This is a genomic window from Mesorhizobium sp. P2_E10 (assembly GCF_056404235.1).
Genome location: NZ_JBFUEK010000008.1, coordinates 179,232 through 195,161, shown reverse-complemented (window position 1 = coordinate 195,161; position 15,930 = coordinate 179,232). Strand labels below are relative to the sequence as shown.

Genomic DNA, 15,930 nt, shown 5'->3' with positions numbered 1-15,930 from the left:
CGCCCCCATGGGGCGGCCTTTCTCGTAGTCGGCAGGATGGCTGACCGGGATCAGAGCGCCTTGATGATGATGCACCCGGCTAGCAGTAGAACGACGCCGGCGAGCCGCATGCCCGACACCAGCCGCTGCGGCAGGTGAAACCAGCCGAACGTGTCGACGAAAATGCTTGCGACCTGCTGGCCGGCCACCGTGAGGCCGACGGCTGCCGCCGCGCCGATCACCGGGATGGCGGTGAACACGGTCGTGACATAGGTCGCGCCGGCAAACCCTCCGAGCCAGCCCCACCAGGGCATCGAGGAAACGCCTGCGAGGCGAGGGCGAGCAGTCTTTGTCCATGCAAGTGCGGCCAGAAGCACCGCGGCCATTGCCAGCGTCGCCACCAGGAATGAGATGGTGCCGACTGCGAACGGCGTGCCGCCAAGGTCATGCCGCAGCAAGGCATTCACGGCCCCTTGCACCGGCAATACGGCGCCGGCCAGAAGCGCCAGTCCGATCCAGCCCGGTTTCGACGGCGCCAGATTGTCCGCCGCCCCCTTCTGTCCCAGAACGATGAGGGTCGCACCGGCGAGCACGACGAGCATGCCAAGGGAGGGGCCGGCTTGCAGGCCGGCCTCAGGAAGTCCGAGCCAGCCAAATGTGTCGAGGGCAAACGATGCAAGCATCTGCCCGGCGATGAACAGGCCGACAGACACGACGGCGCCGAGGCGAGGGAAGAGCAGGATGGTCGAAACGACATAGAAAGCCGAGGCCGTGCCACCGACCGCGTGCCACCATTCGGCCCTGCGAATGGCCAGCAGCGCGGGCATCGTTCCGGTGAGGACCGTGATCAGCAGCAGCACGATGGCGCCGACCGAGAGCTGAAGTAGCGTTGCGGCAAAGGGCGAGCCGACGGCCTTTGAAAGTTGTGCGTTGGCGCCGGCCTGCACGGCGAGCAGGCCACCGGCGACTAGCGCCAGGGGTATGAAGAGGATTTCCAATTTATCAGCCCTTGATTTTGGGTCGCGCGACAGTTGCGATGGCCTATATGGCGTGCGCGAATTCGCATATCGATCTGCCGATTTGCCCATCTGTTGTGCGTTTTTGCAGAGGCCTATTCGGCATTTGGCTCGCCAACTGCCAATCGTTTCCCTATCTTTCTGCGGAAATGCACAGCTCTCGCGACCATATCGACTGGGAAGATTTGCGCATGGTGCTGGCCGTCGCCGACGGCGCTTCACTGGCGGCAGCGGCGCGGATTCTTGGTGTGAACCACACCACTGTGCTGAGGCGCGTCAATGCGTTCGAGAAGCGGCTTGGCATCCGCCTTTTCGACAGATTGCCGACGGGCTACGCGCTCACCGCCGGCGGCGAGGAATTGCTCGGCGCGGCGCGCAATATGGCTGAGACGGTCAATGAACTGGCGCGCAAATTGTCGGGGCAGGACCTCAGGTTCGAAGGAAAATTGCGGGTTACCACCACGGACACGCTGATGGTGTCGGTGCTGCCGCCGATCCTGGCTGCGTTTCGAGATCTCCATCCTGGCATCCGGATCGAGGTGACGACGCAGAATTCCATAGCCAATCTGACACAACGCGATGCGGACGTGGCGATCAGACCGGTGTCGCAGCCGCAGGAAATCCTGGTCGGCAGGCGCATTTCGGGTGTGGCCTTCGCCGCCTACGCGGCGCCCTCTTATGTTGAGACGCTGCCATCAGAGCCCAGATTCGGTCTGTTGCGCTGGATCGCCCCTGACGACAGTCTCGCCAATACAGGCGTCGCCCGGTGGATGCGTTCGTCGCTGCCGGATGCCGAAATTGCCTTCCGCGCCGATTCCCTGGTGACGATGTCTCATGCAGCTCGCGCCGGAACGGGGGTGGCCGTGCTTCCCTGCTATCTCGGGGATAGTGCTTCAGGACTTGTGCGGGTCGGCGGATTGATCGAGGAGATTGGTTCGGCCTTGTGGGTGCTTGTGCATGATGATCTGCGCCGCACGGCGCGCGTGCATGCTTTCACCAAATTTGTCTCTGACGCCTTGCAACAGCGACGCGATCTTCTGGAAGGCAGGCTGGGCATCGCGGCGCAAGGCTGACATCTTCTATCTGCCGGCGAGATTCTGTGGTAGTGAGGGGCTATAGGGCCACAAGGGAGGAGCGGATATTCCGTTCTGTGGTGCAAGGCGCATGTCGGTGCATCCATATGCCGGCGCGCGTAGATCGTCTTGGGCATATTGGCGATCAGTGAGGAGATGTCATGCGCGCAATCGCGTTCTTAGCCGTCATGTCCGTTGCAAGCCTTATCTCGAATTCATCGCAGGCACAGGATGCCGCGGCGGGCGAGAAGGTCTTCACCAAATGCAAGGTCTGCCACATTGCAGAAGAGGACACGAACAAGATCGGTCCGTCGTTGCACGGCGTCATTGGCCGGACAGCCGGCACGCATCCGGATTTCAAATACTCCGAGGCCATGATCGCGGCCGGCGCATCCGGGGTCAAATGGGATGAACCGACGCTGACGACCTACCTTCATGATCCCAAGGCCATGGTCAAAGGCACGAAGATGGCGTTTCCCGGCCTCAAGAAGGACGAGGACATCGCCAACGTCATCGCCTATCTGAAGCAATTCTCGAAATAGCCTGGCTCTTCGGCCGGCTCGGCTGCCGGTTTCCATTGCTGGTCGTCTCAAAATGTCGGTCAAGGAAAGCCTCAAGGATACCGACGTCCGCCTTTCGGAAGCGACGGCTGGTGATTTCTTTGCGCTGTTGAAGCCGCGGGTCATGGCGCTGGCCATCTTTACTGCTTTCGTCGGTCTGATGGTGGCGCCGGGCGGGATGAACCCGGTCATCGCCGTGATCGCCATCGGCGCCATTGCGGTTGGAGCAGGCGCGGCCGGGGCGCTCAATATGTGGTACGATGCCGATATCGACGCTCTGATGTCGCGCACCTCAAAACGGCCGATTCCGTCGGGCCGTGTCATGCCGGGCGAGGCGCTCGGCTTCGGTCTGGTGCTTTCCGCATTCTCGGTGATGACGCTCGGCCTGCTGGTGGGTTGGCTCGCTGCTTCGCTGCTGGCCTTCACCATCTTCTTCTACGTCGTCATCTATTCGATGTGGCTGAAACGCTCGACGCCGCAGAACATCGTCATCGGTGGCGCCGCGGGCGCGCTTCCTCCTGTCATCGGCTGGGCGGCGGCCACCGGCGCCGTCGGCATTGAAAGCCTCATCCTGTTTCTGATCATTTTCCTCTGGACGCCACCGCATTTCTGGGCGCTGGCGCTGTTCAAGGCCGGCGACTACGCCGCGGCCGGCATCCCGATGATGCCGAATGTGGCCGGCCAGGCTTCGACGCGAAGGCAGATCTTCGCCTATGCATTGGTACTGGCGCCGATTGGCGTGCTGCCCTGGGCGCTTGGGTTCGCCAGCGGATTCTACGGGATTGCTTCGGCTGCCTTGGGCGCGGGTTTCATCTGGCAGGCCTGGAAGGTTCTGGTCATTGCCGACCAGGACATGAAACCGGCAAAGGCGCTGTTTGCCTATTCGATTTTCTATCTGTTCGCGATCTTTGCCATGCTGCTTGCCGACACCATCGCCATGCGCGCCTTCATGCCGGTTGCAGCCGGTGCATGACCCTGCCGGCCCTTCCGACAAAAGGGCGACAAACCCCATGCAAAAGAGTATGTTGATCACGGTGCAGGTCGCGGTTTGCGTGGCCAGTCATGCAAAACGGCGGCACCGTGAAACCGCGACCTAACCGGACCTGATCTGGAGGAACGGGCATGACTAGTTTTCACGTGATAGCAGGCGCCAGCGAGACGCTGGAACACACTAAAATTCGAAAAATCGGCGTTTCCGACCTTTTTGATGCGCTCAAGCGCGGCGTCGACGATTTTATGGTCAAACCGTCTCACATCGTTTTTCTCTGCCTGATCTATCCGCTGGTCGGGGTCGTGCTGGCTGCCTGGACGTCGGGCGCCAATGCGTTGCCGTTGTTGTTTCCGCTGGTGTCCGGTTTTGCGCTGATCGGTCCGTTCGCGGCGATCGGCCTGTATGAAATCAGCCGCAGACGGGAAGCCGGGATCGACGCCTCCTGGAAGCACGCTTTCGAGATCAGGAATTCTCCGGCGCTGCCATCCATCGCGGCGGTCGGGATCATGCTGTTTGCGATCTTCATCGCCTGGCTTTTGACGGCGCAGCTGTTCTACCAGTCTCTCTTCGGCCCGGCGCCGCCGACATCGATATCCGGTTTCATCAATGAGATATTCGCCACCGGCCGGGGCTGGACGCTGATTATCCTGGGTCATGCCATCGGCTTCGTCTTCGCCGCCGTGGTGTTGTGCACCACAGTCGTCGCTTTCCCGCTGTTGCTCGACCGCGACGTGGGCGCCTATGAGGCCATCCACACCTCGGTGCGCGTGGTCCTGGCCAACCCGATTGTGATGGCTGTCTGGGGGGTGATCGTCGCCGTCTGCCTGATCATCGGCTCGATACCGGTGTTCGCGGGTCTGGCGGTGGTGTTGCCTATCCTCGGTCACGCCACCTGGCATGTCTACCGCAAGGTCGTGGAATCCCCGGCGCCGGTCAGGCCGACGAGTTGACGATATCCGGCTCGGCTGCACCGGCGAGAGTTCCGGTGCAGCCGGTTGATTTTTCAGTAGGCAGCGTGGCTGAAGCGGGCGTGACGTGCGTCCATGGTCAGGTTGCGGAAATCCTTGCCGCTGACATGCACCAGAGTCCTGTGGTCGCCGCCCTCGAAATAGATGTCGGCGGCGTCGCCGAGGCTGTCGTCGAGGATCACCGGGACATCGTAGGCCGCGCCGATCGGCGGAATGGCGCCGGTGTCGCAATCGCCGAAGAGTGAGACCACCTCGTCTTCGGAGGCGAGCCCAAGACGCCTGTCCATCACGTCCTGCAGTGTACCGAGCTCGATTCTGTGCGTGCTTGGGACCACGGCCAGCGCATAGCCGAGTTCGTGGTGAACGACCACCGATTTGGCCATCATGCTGCCGGGCACATGCGCGGCAATAGCGGACTGCCTGCTCGTCGATGTGCGATGGTGGGCGACGGTGTCGTAGGAGATTCCTCTCCCGTCGATGTAGTCCTTCAGTCTGTTTGCGATCGTCATCTTCGGCCTCCCTGCTGGAGTTCGCGGCGCATCGGAAACGAGGCAATCATTCTCCTCCGATCGTTTCCGACAATAGCAAGATGGATCAGGCGCCCCTTGTTTCAAGGCAGCACGGCCCGACCCCAACTGCAGGCAGCCCCGGTCGACCAAGCCCCAAATCCAGTTTGCGTATCAGGGCCCGGCGCCGAAAAACGTCACACGGGTGAGAAGCGTGTGATCCGCTTCGAACAGCATCAGTGCCACGAACACCAGCACGAAAACCGGCGGCAGGATGATCGCGTACATTAGTGCCAGCCGCTCCCAGGCCATGTGCATGAACACGGCGACGATCAGCCCGGCCTTGAGGATCATGAAGATCAGGATCAGCGACCATCTGAGATAGCCGTGCAGGCCGAAATAGTCGACCAGATAGGAGCAGGTGCTGAGGATGAACAGCCATGCCCAGACCACCATGTAGAGCTTGATCGGGTGTTCCTGGTGAACCTCTGCATGGGCGCCGCCGGTCGCTGCCGCGTCATGAACAGGGTGAAGAGCGTGTTGCCCCAGGCCGTTTGCGGTTGCTTCAGCCATATCGTCCTCTCACCAAAGATAGAAAAATGCGAAAATGAACACCCAGACCAGGTCGACGAAGTGCCAGTAGAGCCCCATGATCTCGACATTCTCGTAGCGGCCCTTGCGGCTGGTGAAGAAGCCGGGCCGCTCGGTGTCGTAGTCTCCGCGCCAGACCTTGCGCGCCACGATGAGCAGGAAGATCACCCCGATCGTCACATGGGTGCCGTGGAAGCCGGTGATCATGAAGAAGCACGAACCGAACTGTGCGGCACCCCATGGATTGCCCCAGGGCCGCACCCCTTCGGTGATCAGCTTGGTCCATTCGAAGGCCTGCATGCCGACAAAGGTGGCGCCAAGTGCTGCGGTCAAAACCATGAGGATCGCCGTCTTGCGGCGGTCGCGGCGGTAGCCGAAATTGACCGCCATGGCCATCGTTCCACTACTCGAGATCAGCACGAAGGTCATGATGGCGATGAGGATCAGGGGGATTTCCTGGCCGCCAATGCGCAGCGCGAAGACCTCGCTGGGATTTGGCCACGGCACGCGGGTGGAGATACGCGCGGTCATGTAGGAGATCAGGAAGCAGCCGAAGATGAAGGTGTCGCTGAGCAGGAAGATCCACATCATGGCCTTGCCCCAGGACACGTTCTTGAACGCCCGCTGATCCGAGGACCAGTCGGCGGCAATGCCTTGCCAGCCCGCCGGCCGCGGCTCCGTCTGGCCGATATGCGTCAGTGTCGTCTCTGCCATGCTCCCAGACCTCCTAGGTCAGTAACTGTCGGCAAATGTCGATGAACGTCGCGGCCCAGCCGGCCAGAAGAACGAAGATGGCGAACCAGACGAAAAGCAGGAAATGCCAGTACATGGCGCACAGTTCGACGCTGAGACGCAGCCGTTGCGGCCGTGCCCCGTTCCAGGCACTCGCGGTTGTTCTGCTCAGGCCCACCAGTCCGCCCACGATATGCAGGCCATGCATTCCGGTGATCAGATAGAAGAAACTGTTGGCAGGATTGGAGGCCAGCCAATAGCCGTCGGCGGTCAGCTCCCGCCATGCCATAAGCTGTCCGATCAGGAAGGCGAGGGCGGTCAGCCCGGCTGTGGCGAGGCCGAGCCGGACCGTGTCCAGTTGGCCCTTGCGCGCCGCAACCGAGGCGCATTGCAGTGCGATGCTGCTCAAGACCAGCACACCGGTGTTGAGCCAGAGCAGGCGCGGCAATGGCATTGGCTGCCAGTCCGACAGAGCCATGCGCATGAAGTAGGCGCTGGTGAACAGCGCAAACAGGCAGCCGACGACGGCGAGGAAGACGCCGAGGCCGATCTTGGCGGTTGGCAGCGCCGACCGGTCGAGGGCGATATAGTCGCCTGCCATGCCTTGCTCGAGCCATGGCTTTGCCATCAGCCGCTGGTGGGAGAGCCACCACCCGGCAATGCCGAAAATCACAGCCAGGAAGACCAGGATGACGCTCATGCCGGCTCCCTCGAGGGACCGCCCGGCATGTTCTGCGGGATGAAGTCCTCCTTGGCGCCCGGCACGCTGTAGTCATAGGCCCAGCGATAGACGATCGGCAGGTCCTTGCCGAAATTGCCATGCGCCGGCGGTGTCTGCGGCGTCTGCCATTCGAGTGTGGTCGCCCGCCATGGATTGCCGCCGGCATCGCGGCCGTGGCGGATGCTCCAGATCAGGTTGAACAGGAAGACGATCTGAGCAAAGCCGACCATGAACGCCATGATGCTGATGAAGGAGTTCAGGTGATGGGCCGACTCCGTCATGATCGCCATGTCGGTCAGTTCGTTGTAGCGCCGCGGCACGCCCATCAGCCCGAGATAGTGCATCGGAAAGAAGATCAGATAGGCGCCGAGGAACGTAACCCAGAAATGGAACCGGCCCAGCGTCTCGTTCAGCATCCGGCCGGTGACCTTCGGGTACCAGTGATAGATCGCTCCGAAAATCACGGTGATCGGGGCGACGCCCATGACCATGTGGAAATGGGCGACGACGAACATCGTGTCCGACAGCGGAACGTCGACCACGACATTGCCGAGAAACAACCCGGTCAACCCGCCATTGACGAAGGTGACGATGAAGGCCATGGCGAACAGCATCGGAATGGTGAGATGGATGTCGCCGCGCCACAGCGTCAGCACCCAATTATAGACCTTGATGGCGGTCGGGATGGCGATGATCAACGTCGTGGTGGCGAAGAAGAAGCCGAAATAGGGGTGCATGCCGCTGACATACATGTGGTGCGCCCAGACCACGAAACTCAGCGCGCCGATGCCGACGATGGCCCAGACCATCATCCGGTAGCCGAAAATGTTCTTGCGCGCATGGGTGCTGATCAGGTCGGAGACGATGCCGAAGGCCGGCAGCGCCACGATGTAGACCTCGGGGTGGCCGAAGAACCAGAACAGGTGCTGGAACAGGATCGGGCTGCCGCCATTGTGCTGCAATTGTTCGCCCATCTCGACCACCGCCGGCATGAAGAAGGAGGTGCCGAGCGCGCGGTCGAGCAGCATCATCACGCAGGCGACGAACAGCGCCGGGAAGGCGAGCAGCGCCATGACGGTGGCGGTGAAGATACCCCAGACGGTCAGCGGCAGGCGCATCAGCGTCATGCCGCGCGTGCGGCCCTGCAGCACGGTCACGACATAGTTCAGGCCGCCCATGGTGAAGCCGATGATGAACAGGATCAGCGACACGAGCATCAGGATGATGCCCCACTCCTGGCCACCAGGTGTGCCGGTCATGATGGCTTGCGGCGGGTAGAGCGTCCAACCGGCCCCCGTCGGTCCACCGGGCGCAAAGAAGCTCGACACCAAAACCAGCACGGCGAGCAAATAGATCCAGTAGCTCAGCATGTTGACATAGGGAAAGACCATGTCGCGGGCGCCGACCATCAGCGGGATCAGGTAGTTGCCGAAGCCGCCGAGGAAGAGTGCTGTGAGCAGGTAGATCACCATGATCATGCCGTGCATGGTGATGAACTGGTAGTAGGCTTCAGGGGTGATGAAGTTGAAGGTGCCGGGGAAGCCGAGCTGCAGCCGCATCAGCCAGGACAGCACCAGCGCCACCAGGCCGATGGCCGTAGCGGTTGCCGAATACTGGATGGCGATGACCTTGGCGTCCTGCGAGAAGACATACTTCGTCCACCAACTGTGCGGATGGTAGAGTTCCATTTCCGCGACTTCGGCGGGCGGTACGGCATCTGCAGGCGTGATATCGACCATAGGAGCACCTCCGTGCCCTTTTCAGCGGGACCCGACAGTTTCGAGTTTTGCCGCAACTTCTAGAGCTGACACCGTCGCGTTGCCCGGCGCCGGTTGTGTCGAGCCGGTTTGCAGGGGTGCCGACAATTGCGCGAACGTCTGCTGCTGGCCGAGCCAGGCCATATAGTCCTGCTCGGTGTCGACCATGACGACGCCATGCATCATCGGATGACCCTGCCCGCAAAGCTCGGCGCACAGGACCTGGAAGGTTCCGGTCTTGGTCGGGGTGAACCAGAAATAGGTGACCGAGCCCGGGATCATGTCCATCTTGGCGCGGAATTCCGGTACGTAGAAATCATGCAGCACATCGATCGAGCGCAGCAGCATCTTGACCGGCTTGCCGACCGGCAGATGCAGGTCGGCCGCTTCGACCACAACATCGTCCTGGCCGTTGGGATCCTTGGCGATCACGCCCAGCGGATTTTCTGCGGTGACGTCGCGCGTGTCGGATGTGCCGAGCTTGCCGTCCTTGCCAGGCAAGCGGAAACTCCACTGCCATTGCTGGCCGACGACTTCGACCATGGTTGCGTCGCTGGGAACGTTGACGAACTGGCTCCAGACGAACAGGCCGGGAACCAGCATGGCGGTGACGCCTGCTCCGGTGACGATCGTCAGCCACCATTCGAGCCGCTTGTTCTCCGGTTCGTAGGCCGCCCGGCTGCCTTCCCGATGACGGAAGCGGAACACGCAATAGGCCATGAACAGCACGACAGCGGAAAAGACGATGCCGGTGATCCAGAAGGTGATGATGATGGTGTTGTCGATGTAGTCCCAATTGGAGGCAATCGGAGTCCACCACCATGGGCTCATGAAGTGGAACAACACCGAGCCCACGACGATCAAAACGAGTACAAGCACGATGGCCATGTCCCGTCCTCCCCGGCATTCGAGGGGGCGCGAAGCCGTCCCGGCGAATGCCACGCGCATCATAGCGTGATTTGCGATCGAAATTCTAGAGCCGGCTGTGGAAGGCGCGAAAAATCGCTTTTTGCGGCTCGCCCGCACATTGGCAGAGCATGGGGGCAGGTCTCAAGCATCAAGGTTGTTAGCCGGTACATGGCGATGCGAGAGAGTGCGTAAAAATGGCCGCTATTCGTAAAGCACACGGTTTCCTCTACTGGAGAAACGCCGGGCGCCGAGGCCGATATGCCTCAATTTTCGATATATTCGTGCTCGAATCCAGCAAACTTCGTCAGGCCCGGTTGATCGAGCACGCGAACATGGCCTTGGCGGAATTCGAGCAACTTGCGCTCGCGCAGTTCCCGCAGCATTCGATTGACATGGATCGGAGTGAGGCCGAGAGCGTCCGCGAGATCGTACTGGGTGAGGGGGCATTCATAGCTGTTACGGGTGACAGAGCCGATTCGCTCCAGACGCGCCCTCAGTTCGAGGAACAGATGCGCCGTCCGCGCCAAAGCGCTGCGTCGTCCCACATTGGTGAGATGTTGAGCGATAACCGCTCCGTGATACACGAGGGTGTCGAGAATAAGGGAGAAGAGGTGGGGCGACTTCATGGCAGCAAGGGTAAATGTCTTGGTCGAAGCCACCAGCACCAAAAGGTCGGTTTGAGCCACAAACGTTTCAAGAGCGCTGCCTGGGTATGACTGAGGCAGGACGATATCGCCTCTCAGGGCAAAATCCAGAATTTGCCGCTGCCCGCCCGCGAGCTCATGAGAAATGCAACCCCAGCCCGACTCGACAATGAATACGCGATCGCTGGCCTCGCCCTGACTGACGATGACCGTCTCCGCTGGATATCGCTTCGGCGTGAACCCCAGTGCCTTGATAAGTGCCATATCGTCGTCGTTGAGTCCGACGTACGGTGGACGATTTTCACTTCCGCGCAAAGGGGGATGTGAAGCATACGTCATTTACAACCCCGCCCCAAATTCCTTTCCCCTCCGATGGAATGTACATCAGATTTGATGCGATGAGTATACGGTCAATGGTAACTTTCGAGTGCATGGTATCGTGACCGCCACTTTTCGTTGAAGTTTACAAGTTCGGCTTGCTTGCCGAAGCCGCGATTCGAAATCGCTCCGGGCGCTGGTCAGGTTTTGTTTCTCTTGAAATTTTCCCGCATGGACTCGACTATTTCGCTGGCAACGGCACAGCTGCGGTTGTCCACTTGATCGGCGGCATTGCGTAGCGTCGTTGACGCGTCCTTGAGCAATCCTCTGATCTCTGCTGCCGACAACAGCTGGGATGCCTCGAGTTCCAGCAGCACGGATTCACTTACGTGCAGCGCAGCAAGCGCAACCGCTCTCGGCCTTGTAGCAAGCAGTTTCAGGAGATCACCGCTGGGTCTGGCACGCGATTTTTTTTTCGCCATAGTTGCGTCTCAACCGTTCGGACAAGAAGGTTCACAGGCTCAAAATTACGACGCCTCGACGAGTTGACCAGAGTTCCAGGATTGGGGGCGTTCGATGCTCTCTTTTAGGCATTTCTTATAAGCATACTATCCCGGATTGCAGCCGCGACACAGGGGCAGGGGATACCGAATTCGCCGTAGCTACTACTTCCCTACCCCCTTGGAGCATCACCACGATCACAGCCGGCGCAGGGTTCCGCCGTCGAGAAAAGCAGCCCAGTTCCGGTCAGCCGTAGATCTGCTTCGGAACCGTCTCGCCCTTGTCCAAAGCAGGCAGTGGGAAAGGTTCAACCTGTCCTCCAGTCTTGTCCAGATACTGCATCAATGCCGTCACCAGGTGGTAGAAGATGCTCGCGGGGACCTCCGTCGCCAGTGACCTTCCGCGCTCGTCAATCCTGTCGACCCACAAGCCAAGCGGTGCCGGATCGATATGCCATCGGAAGAGGCGGGCGACACGAGCTTCAATCTCGGGTTTCAGATCCGGTCCACCAATGCCGTCCAGGGCGACGGCCGCCTTGACTGCCTCGCATTGCGGCCAGCTGCGAGAGAGCCGGTCGAGGGGCAATCCTTGCCGCGACACGGCCGCATATGCCAGACCCGTGGCCCGGTTCAATCCGCTGGCGACCGCCGAGGAATAGAGCTTCCTTGCGTAAGCTACCAAGTCCTTTTGCCCGCTCGCCCGCGCGAAATCGACGAGGAGCGAGGCCCATTCGAAATGGTGCCCCGGTTCGGTCCACTGTCCCTTGTCACCCGGCAAGGGCAGCCAATCGACATCGAAATGTTCCCCAAGCGTCCAGCTTTCCTGGTCGAAGAAATGGCACCGGAAGAGATCGATGACGCGTGCCGCTCGACGCAGATATGCACGGTCGCCGGTGACGCCATGCCAGGCAAGGAAGGATTCCAGCATATGCATGTGCGGGTTCGAGAACCGCACCCCCTTCCAGCCCGGGGTTTCGAGGAAACCATTCAGGCTGTCGTCTTCAAGATGGGCGTCGATGAATTGGAATGTCTCTTGTGCAAGCCGCAGGGCTTCCTGATGGCCGCACCGGTGAGCATGGGCAAGCGCCAGGAGCACGCAGGAATGGTCGTAAGCGTCCTCCGCCGGGTCGGCCACGCTGCCGTTTGCATTCAGCGTGCGCACCCAGCCGCCGCGGTCGGTCCGGCCGTATTTCGCGATGAAGTCGATGCCGTGGTCGATAAGCTTGTCGGCAGGTCCGTCCCAGCCGCGTTCCTTGGCCACCGCGAAAGCGTAGATCTGGCGAGCCATGGTCCGCATGCGCTTGGGTTTGCCCAACGGCCTTGCGTCGAAACCGAGAGCCTCGTGGAAGCCACCATACACATCGTCGACACCTGCAGTGGACCACAGCGGCAGGGTCTCCTCGAAGAGCCAGTGCTCGACGCGCTTGCGCCATGACCCGCTGATGATGACCCGGTCTTCCGACGCCGTGAACTTCGTCTCGAGGCGTCCGCTTTTCTCCAACTGTTCGACGACTTTCTTCACGTTCTGGCTGTGGCTGACGGGAGCGACGAACACCGCGTCCGGTGTCGCCACCACCGCCACGTCCTTCATTCCGATAACGGTCAGCAGCCTGCCCTGACTTCTGAGGTAGGAGCTGGCGCAATCCATGGCGACGACGTCGCCCATTACGACATTACCGTCGCGGTCCGTCGGGCTGGCTTCGAGCAGCGATTGCCACGATCCGAGGTCGTTCCAGCGGAAGGAAGCCGTAACCATCGCGATACCGCGTGCATGCTCCATGACTGCGTAGTCGATCGATGTTGAAGGGACAGCCGTGTAAAAGCCCTGGGGCAGGTAAATACCCGAGACGTCGACCCGTGCGGTCTTGTAGGCCCGTTCCGCGCTTTCCCAGATGTCCGGTCGGAGGTCGAGGAATGCTTGCCGCATCGTGTCGGCGCGAAACAGGAAGATGCCGGCATTCCAGTAGAATCGTCCGGAATACACATATTGGCCGGCTGTCTCGGCATCGGGTTTTTCGACAAAACGCGAAACGGCGGCAACTCCACCACCATTCGCCGAAACCTCGATGTAACCGTACCCGGTCTCGGGATGTGTCGGCTTGATGCCGAACACGACAATGCTTCCTGAATCGGCGGCAGGCCTGCCAGCCTCGACGGTTTCCCAGAATTGCGTTTCGGTCGATATCTCATGGTCGGAGGGAACCACCAGCACAAGCGCGTCGCCGCCATGCTCGGAGATCGTCTGCAAGGTGGCTATGGCGACCGCGGCGGCGGTATTGCGGCCGACGGGCTCGAAAATCGGTTTGCCGCCGTGCAGGCCGAGCGGACCGATGTCCGCGATAACGCGGTCGGCGTGTCGTTCGGAAGCGATCAGGTAGATCGGCGTTTCACCTTCCGGCCGCGCCTTGAGGCGTCGGACCGTCTTTGCGAGCATGGAGCCGTCGCCCGAAAGGTCATGGAACTGCTTGGGATTGTCTTCGCGCGAGAGCGGCCACAGCCGTGAGCCGACGCCCCCGCTCATGACAAAACTTACGATCCGGCCCGGCATGGTCCAGTTCCTCTCAGAATGTCTGATTGTAGACTCCGACCTCCGGATTGTGGCGCAGCACGGCATCGAGCGCCTCGAACATCTCGCGACGTCGCTCCGACGAGACAGGGCTTTCCACCACGACGACAATTTCCGGTTTGTTCGACGAGGCCCTGACCAGACCCCACGTGCCGTCCTGGGCAACGACACGCACTCCATTCACCGTGACGAGATTGGCCAGCGGCTGGCCGGCGAACTCGATCCCATCGCCCTTCATTTTTGTGAATTCCCCGACAACTTTCGCGACCACTCCGTATTTCACCTCGTCGGGGCAGTGGGGCGACATCGTTGGGGTGCCGAAGGTCAGCGGCAGATCGCGGTAAAGGTCGGCGAGTGTCTTGCCCAGGTTGCGGTCGAGCATCTGGCAGACGGCGATTGCGGTGAGCAGCCCGTCGTCGTAGCCGCGTCCGATCGGCGGGTTGAAGAAGAAATGCCCCGACTTCTCGAAACCAGCTATGGCATTGAGTTCGGCAACGCGCCTCTTGATGTAGGAGTGGCCGGTCTTCCAGTAGTCCGTCCTTGCACCGTTTTGCGCGAGGACGGGATCCGTCATGAAAAGTCCTGTCGACTTGACGTCCACCACGAAGACGGATTTCGGATGCAGCCCGGAAATGTCTCGCGCCAGCATGACGCCGACCTTGTCCGCGAAAATCTCGTTACCCTCGTTGTCGACTACGCCGCAGCGGTCGCCGTCGCCGTCGAAGCCGAGTCCGACATCGGCGCCCGTCTCCAGAACCTTGTCCCGGATCGCGTGCAACATCTGCATGTCTTCGGGATTGGGGTTGTAGTGCGGAAAGGTGTGGTTGAGCTCTACGTCCAGCGGGATCACTTCGCAGCCGATGCGTTCAAGCACCTGCGGCGCAAAAGCGCCCGCGGTGCCGTTGCCGCAGGCAGCCACCACCCTCAGCTTTCGGCCGACGTTCTTTCCGGCTGTCAGGTCCTCGATGTATCTCTCGCGAAATCCTGGCACGAGTTCATAGCTTCCCCCGCCTATGAGATCGAAATCACCGTCCAGCACCAGCGCTTTCAAGGCTGTCATCTCCTCCGGGCCGAATGTCAGGGGCCTTTGCGCGCCCATCTTCACTCCGGTCCAGCCGTTCTCGTTGTGGGAGGCCGTCACCATGGCTACCGACGGAACGTCGAGTGCGAACTGGGCGAAGTAGGCTGTGGGAGAAAGTGCCAAACCGATGTCCTTGACGCGCGCGCCGGCGGCCATCAGGCCGGAGACCAGTGCCATCTTGATGGCCATGGAATAACTGCGGAAGTCGTGGCCAGTGACGATGTCCGGGCCGACGCCCATCCGGCGGATCAAGGTGCCGAGCCCCATGCCGATCGCCTGCACGCCCATCAGGTTGAGTTCGGGTTCTTTCTCCGAGCCTGGATGCCCGAACCACCAGCGCGCGTCGTATTCCCGGAAGCCAGTGGCTTTGATGAGAGCACTGGTTTCGAAGGTGAATGTGTTTGGCGTGGCTTGGCCGACTATGTTCATGGTCGCGGTTTTCCGCTCTGCAATTGAGGGGAACAGTCGTAGCACGCTGCCGGACGCGGGCCCCTTCATGAATTCGAGTAACCCCAACGCCCTGGTTCGTGCCCCCTCATCCAATAGGAGCATGCCTGCCGATGGCCGAAAGGATGTCTCGTCCAGGCATGGCGGGCTTGTATTCTGGGAGGGTGCGCGCCCTGTCGGGCGCTGGCGACAAGGGTGGGCTGCAAGATGCCGCTGACCGCATTCAGGTTCTCGTTCCGCGAGGATGTCGACGAAAGGCGGTTCGGTCGCCTGGCTCGGCTTCTCACGGTCATTCAGGTGGAAATCGAGAGGGAATCCGCGGAACTCCGTCCGTCCGTGGAAAGGATGACGGACTGCGCGGCTTTCTCCTCGGAGGCGATGGAAAATGGCGAGGGCCCCGAACGCATGTCCGCGCGGGTCGATACGCTCGCGCGGAACCTGGCGCTCAACCGGGGACGGCAGGTCTCGCTGGAACAGCAGATGTCATTTGTCGACAGGACGAGAGAAGGGCTGCTGCGCATTGTTCCTTCCCATGGGGCGTAGGGCCCATACGCCAATTGGCGGCATTTAC

The 15,930-nt window shown here is 60.9% G+C and carries 16 protein-coding genes; 5 read left to right on the top strand and 11 right to left on the bottom strand.

The window, feature by feature from the left end; genetic code table 11:
- Window positions 1–50: 50 nt before the first annotated feature.
- Window positions 51–977, bottom strand: coding sequence for a DMT family transporter (locus tag AC1D0N_RS21860; RefSeq protein ID WP_477247538.1), 927 nt, complete (start codon window positions 975–977; stop codon window positions 51–53).
- A 38-nt stretch (window positions 978–1,015) separates the two neighbouring features.
- Here AC1D0N_RS21860 and AC1D0N_RS21855 point away from each other — a divergent pair, with 38 nt between their 5' ends.
- The 4 genes from AC1D0N_RS21855 to AC1D0N_RS21840 all read left to right on the top strand — a co-directional run bounded on the left by AC1D0N_RS21855 (window position 1,016) and on the right by AC1D0N_RS21840 (window position 4,569).
- Window positions 1,016–2,068 (top strand): LysR family transcriptional regulator, encoded by a 1,053-nt coding sequence (locus tag AC1D0N_RS21855; protein WP_477247536.1) that lies wholly within the window; start codon window positions 1,016–1,018, stop codon window positions 2,066–2,068.
- Window positions 2,069–2,229: 161 nt separating this feature from the next.
- A complete protein-coding gene (locus AC1D0N_RS21850) occupies window positions 2,230–2,610 on the top strand; it encodes a c-type cytochrome (protein ID WP_477247535.1) in 381 nt (126 codons plus the stop codon).
- Window positions 2,611–2,662: 52 nt separating this feature from the next.
- The gene (locus AC1D0N_RS21845; protein ID WP_477247533.1) at window positions 2,663–3,601 is read left to right on the top strand and encodes a heme o synthase; all 939 of its coding nucleotides are present in this window, start codon (window positions 2,663–2,665) and stop codon (window positions 3,599–3,601) included.
- A 149-nt stretch (window positions 3,602–3,750) separates the two neighbouring features.
- Entirely contained in the window at window positions 3,751–4,569 is an 819-nt protein-coding gene (locus tag AC1D0N_RS21840; protein WP_477247531.1) for a DUF2189 domain-containing protein, read from the top strand.
- 53 nt (window positions 4,570–4,622) lie between these two features.
- On the opposite strand, the gene AC1D0N_RS21835 is transcribed toward AC1D0N_RS21840, so the two are convergent.
- The 10 genes from AC1D0N_RS21835 to AC1D0N_RS21790 form a co-directional block, all read right to left on the bottom strand.
- Entirely contained in the window at window positions 4,623–5,096 is a 474-nt protein-coding gene (locus AC1D0N_RS21835; RefSeq protein ID WP_477247530.1) for an aminoacyl-tRNA deacylase, read from the bottom strand.
- Between the two features lie 171 nt (window positions 5,097–5,267).
- Window positions 5,268–5,666 (bottom strand): cytochrome C oxidase subunit IV family protein, encoded by a 399-nt coding sequence (locus tag AC1D0N_RS21830; protein ID WP_477247528.1) that lies wholly within the window; start codon window positions 5,664–5,666, stop codon window positions 5,268–5,270.
- Between the two features lie 9 nt (window positions 5,667–5,675).
- Entirely contained in the window at window positions 5,676–6,398 is a 723-nt protein-coding gene (locus AC1D0N_RS21825) for a heme-copper oxidase subunit III family protein (protein WP_477247526.1), read from the bottom strand.
- A 13-nt stretch (window positions 6,399–6,411) separates the two neighbouring features.
- Window positions 6,412–7,116: a cytochrome c oxidase subunit 3 gene (locus tag AC1D0N_RS21820; RefSeq protein WP_477247524.1), complete on the bottom strand. Its 705-nt coding sequence runs from the start codon at window positions 7,114–7,116 to the stop codon at window positions 6,412–6,414.
- On the bottom strand, window positions 7,113–8,876 hold the full coding sequence (gene ctaD / locus AC1D0N_RS21815; RefSeq protein WP_477247522.1) for a cytochrome c oxidase subunit I: 1,764 nt from the start codon (window positions 8,874–8,876) through the stop codon (window positions 7,113–7,115). Before ctaD ends, AC1D0N_RS21820 begins: the two co-directional genes overlap by 4 nt.
- Before the next feature lie 21 nt (window positions 8,877–8,897).
- Entirely contained in the window at window positions 8,898–9,782 is an 885-nt protein-coding gene (locus tag AC1D0N_RS21810) for a cytochrome c oxidase subunit II (RefSeq protein ID WP_477247520.1), read from the bottom strand.
- 284 nt (window positions 9,783–10,066) lie between these two features.
- Window positions 10,067–10,711, bottom strand: coding sequence for a Crp/Fnr family transcriptional regulator (locus AC1D0N_RS21805; protein ID WP_477247518.1), 645 nt, complete (start codon window positions 10,709–10,711; stop codon window positions 10,067–10,069).
- Window positions 10,712–10,965: 254 nt separating this feature from the next.
- Window positions 10,966–11,247 carry a hypothetical protein gene (locus AC1D0N_RS21800; protein WP_477247516.1) on the bottom strand — a complete coding sequence of 94 codons (282 nt, stop codon included), beginning with the start codon at window positions 11,245–11,247 and terminating at the stop codon, window positions 10,966–10,968.
- 265 nt (window positions 11,248–11,512) lie between these two features.
- Complete coding sequence (locus tag AC1D0N_RS21795; RefSeq protein WP_477247515.1) at window positions 11,513–13,813, bottom strand: AGE family epimerase/isomerase; 2,301 nt, start codon at window positions 13,811–13,813, stop codon at window positions 11,513–11,515.
- A 13-nt stretch (window positions 13,814–13,826) separates the two neighbouring features.
- Window positions 13,827–15,341: a phosphomannomutase/phosphoglucomutase gene (locus tag AC1D0N_RS21790; RefSeq protein WP_477247705.1), complete on the bottom strand. Its 1,515-nt coding sequence runs from the start codon at window positions 15,339–15,341 to the stop codon at window positions 13,827–13,829.
- A 225-nt stretch (window positions 15,342–15,566) separates the two neighbouring features.
- Here AC1D0N_RS21790 and AC1D0N_RS21785 point away from each other — a divergent pair, with 225 nt between their 5' ends.
- The gene (locus tag AC1D0N_RS21785; protein WP_477247513.1) at window positions 15,567–15,902 is read left to right on the top strand and encodes a hypothetical protein; all 336 of its coding nucleotides are present in this window, start codon (window positions 15,567–15,569) and stop codon (window positions 15,900–15,902) included.
- Window positions 15,903–15,930: the final 28 nt, after the last annotated feature.

Bases quoted from the DNA above. Each gene is read 5' to 3' on its own strand.
- AC1D0N_RS21855 (WP_477247536.1), top strand. From the start codon at position 1,016: ATGGCCTATATGGCGTGCGCGAATTCGCATATCGATCTGCCGATTTGC.
- AC1D0N_RS21850 (WP_477247535.1), top strand. From the start codon at position 2,230: ATGCGCGCAATCGCGTTCTTAGCCGTCATGTCCGTTGCAAGCCTTATC.
- AC1D0N_RS21845 (WP_477247533.1), top strand. From the start codon at position 2,663: ATGTCGGTCAAGGAAAGCCTCAAGGATACCGACGTCCGCCTTTCGGAA.
- AC1D0N_RS21840 (WP_477247531.1), top strand. From the start codon at position 3,751: ATGACTAGTTTTCACGTGATAGCAGGCGCCAGCGAGACGCTGGAACAC.
- AC1D0N_RS21835 (WP_477247530.1), bottom strand. From the start codon at position 5,096: ATGACGATCGCAAACAGACTGAAGGACTACATCGACGGGAGAGGAATC.
- AC1D0N_RS21830 (WP_477247528.1), bottom strand. From the start codon at position 5,666: ATGGCTGAAGCAACCGCAAACGGCCTGGGGCAACACGCTCTTCACCCT.
- AC1D0N_RS21825 (WP_477247526.1), bottom strand. From the start codon at position 6,398: ATGGCAGAGACGACACTGACGCATATCGGCCAGACGGAGCCGCGGCCG.
- AC1D0N_RS21820 (WP_477247524.1), bottom strand. From the start codon at position 7,116: ATGAGCGTCATCCTGGTCTTCCTGGCTGTGATTTTCGGCATTGCCGGG.
- ctaD (WP_477247522.1), bottom strand. From the start codon at position 8,876: ATGGTCGATATCACGCCTGCAGATGCCGTACCGCCCGCCGAAGTCGCG.
- AC1D0N_RS21810 (WP_477247520.1), bottom strand. From the start codon at position 9,782: ATGGCCATCGTGCTTGTACTCGTTTTGATCGTCGTGGGCTCGGTGTTG.
- AC1D0N_RS21805 (WP_477247518.1), bottom strand. From the start codon at position 10,711: ATGGCACTTATCAAGGCACTGGGGTTCACGCCGAAGCGATATCCAGCG.
- AC1D0N_RS21800 (WP_477247516.1), bottom strand. From the start codon at position 11,247: ATGGCGAAAAAAAAATCGCGTGCCAGACCCAGCGGTGATCTCCTGAAA.
- AC1D0N_RS21795 (WP_477247515.1), bottom strand. From the start codon at position 13,813: ATGCCGGGCCGGATCGTAAGTTTTGTCATGAGCGGGGGCGTCGGCTCA.
- AC1D0N_RS21790 (WP_477247705.1), bottom strand. From the start codon at position 15,341: ATGAACATAGTCGGCCAAGCCACGCCAAACACATTCACCTTCGAAACC.
- AC1D0N_RS21785 (WP_477247513.1), top strand. From the start codon at position 15,567: ATGCCGCTGACCGCATTCAGGTTCTCGTTCCGCGAGGATGTCGACGAA.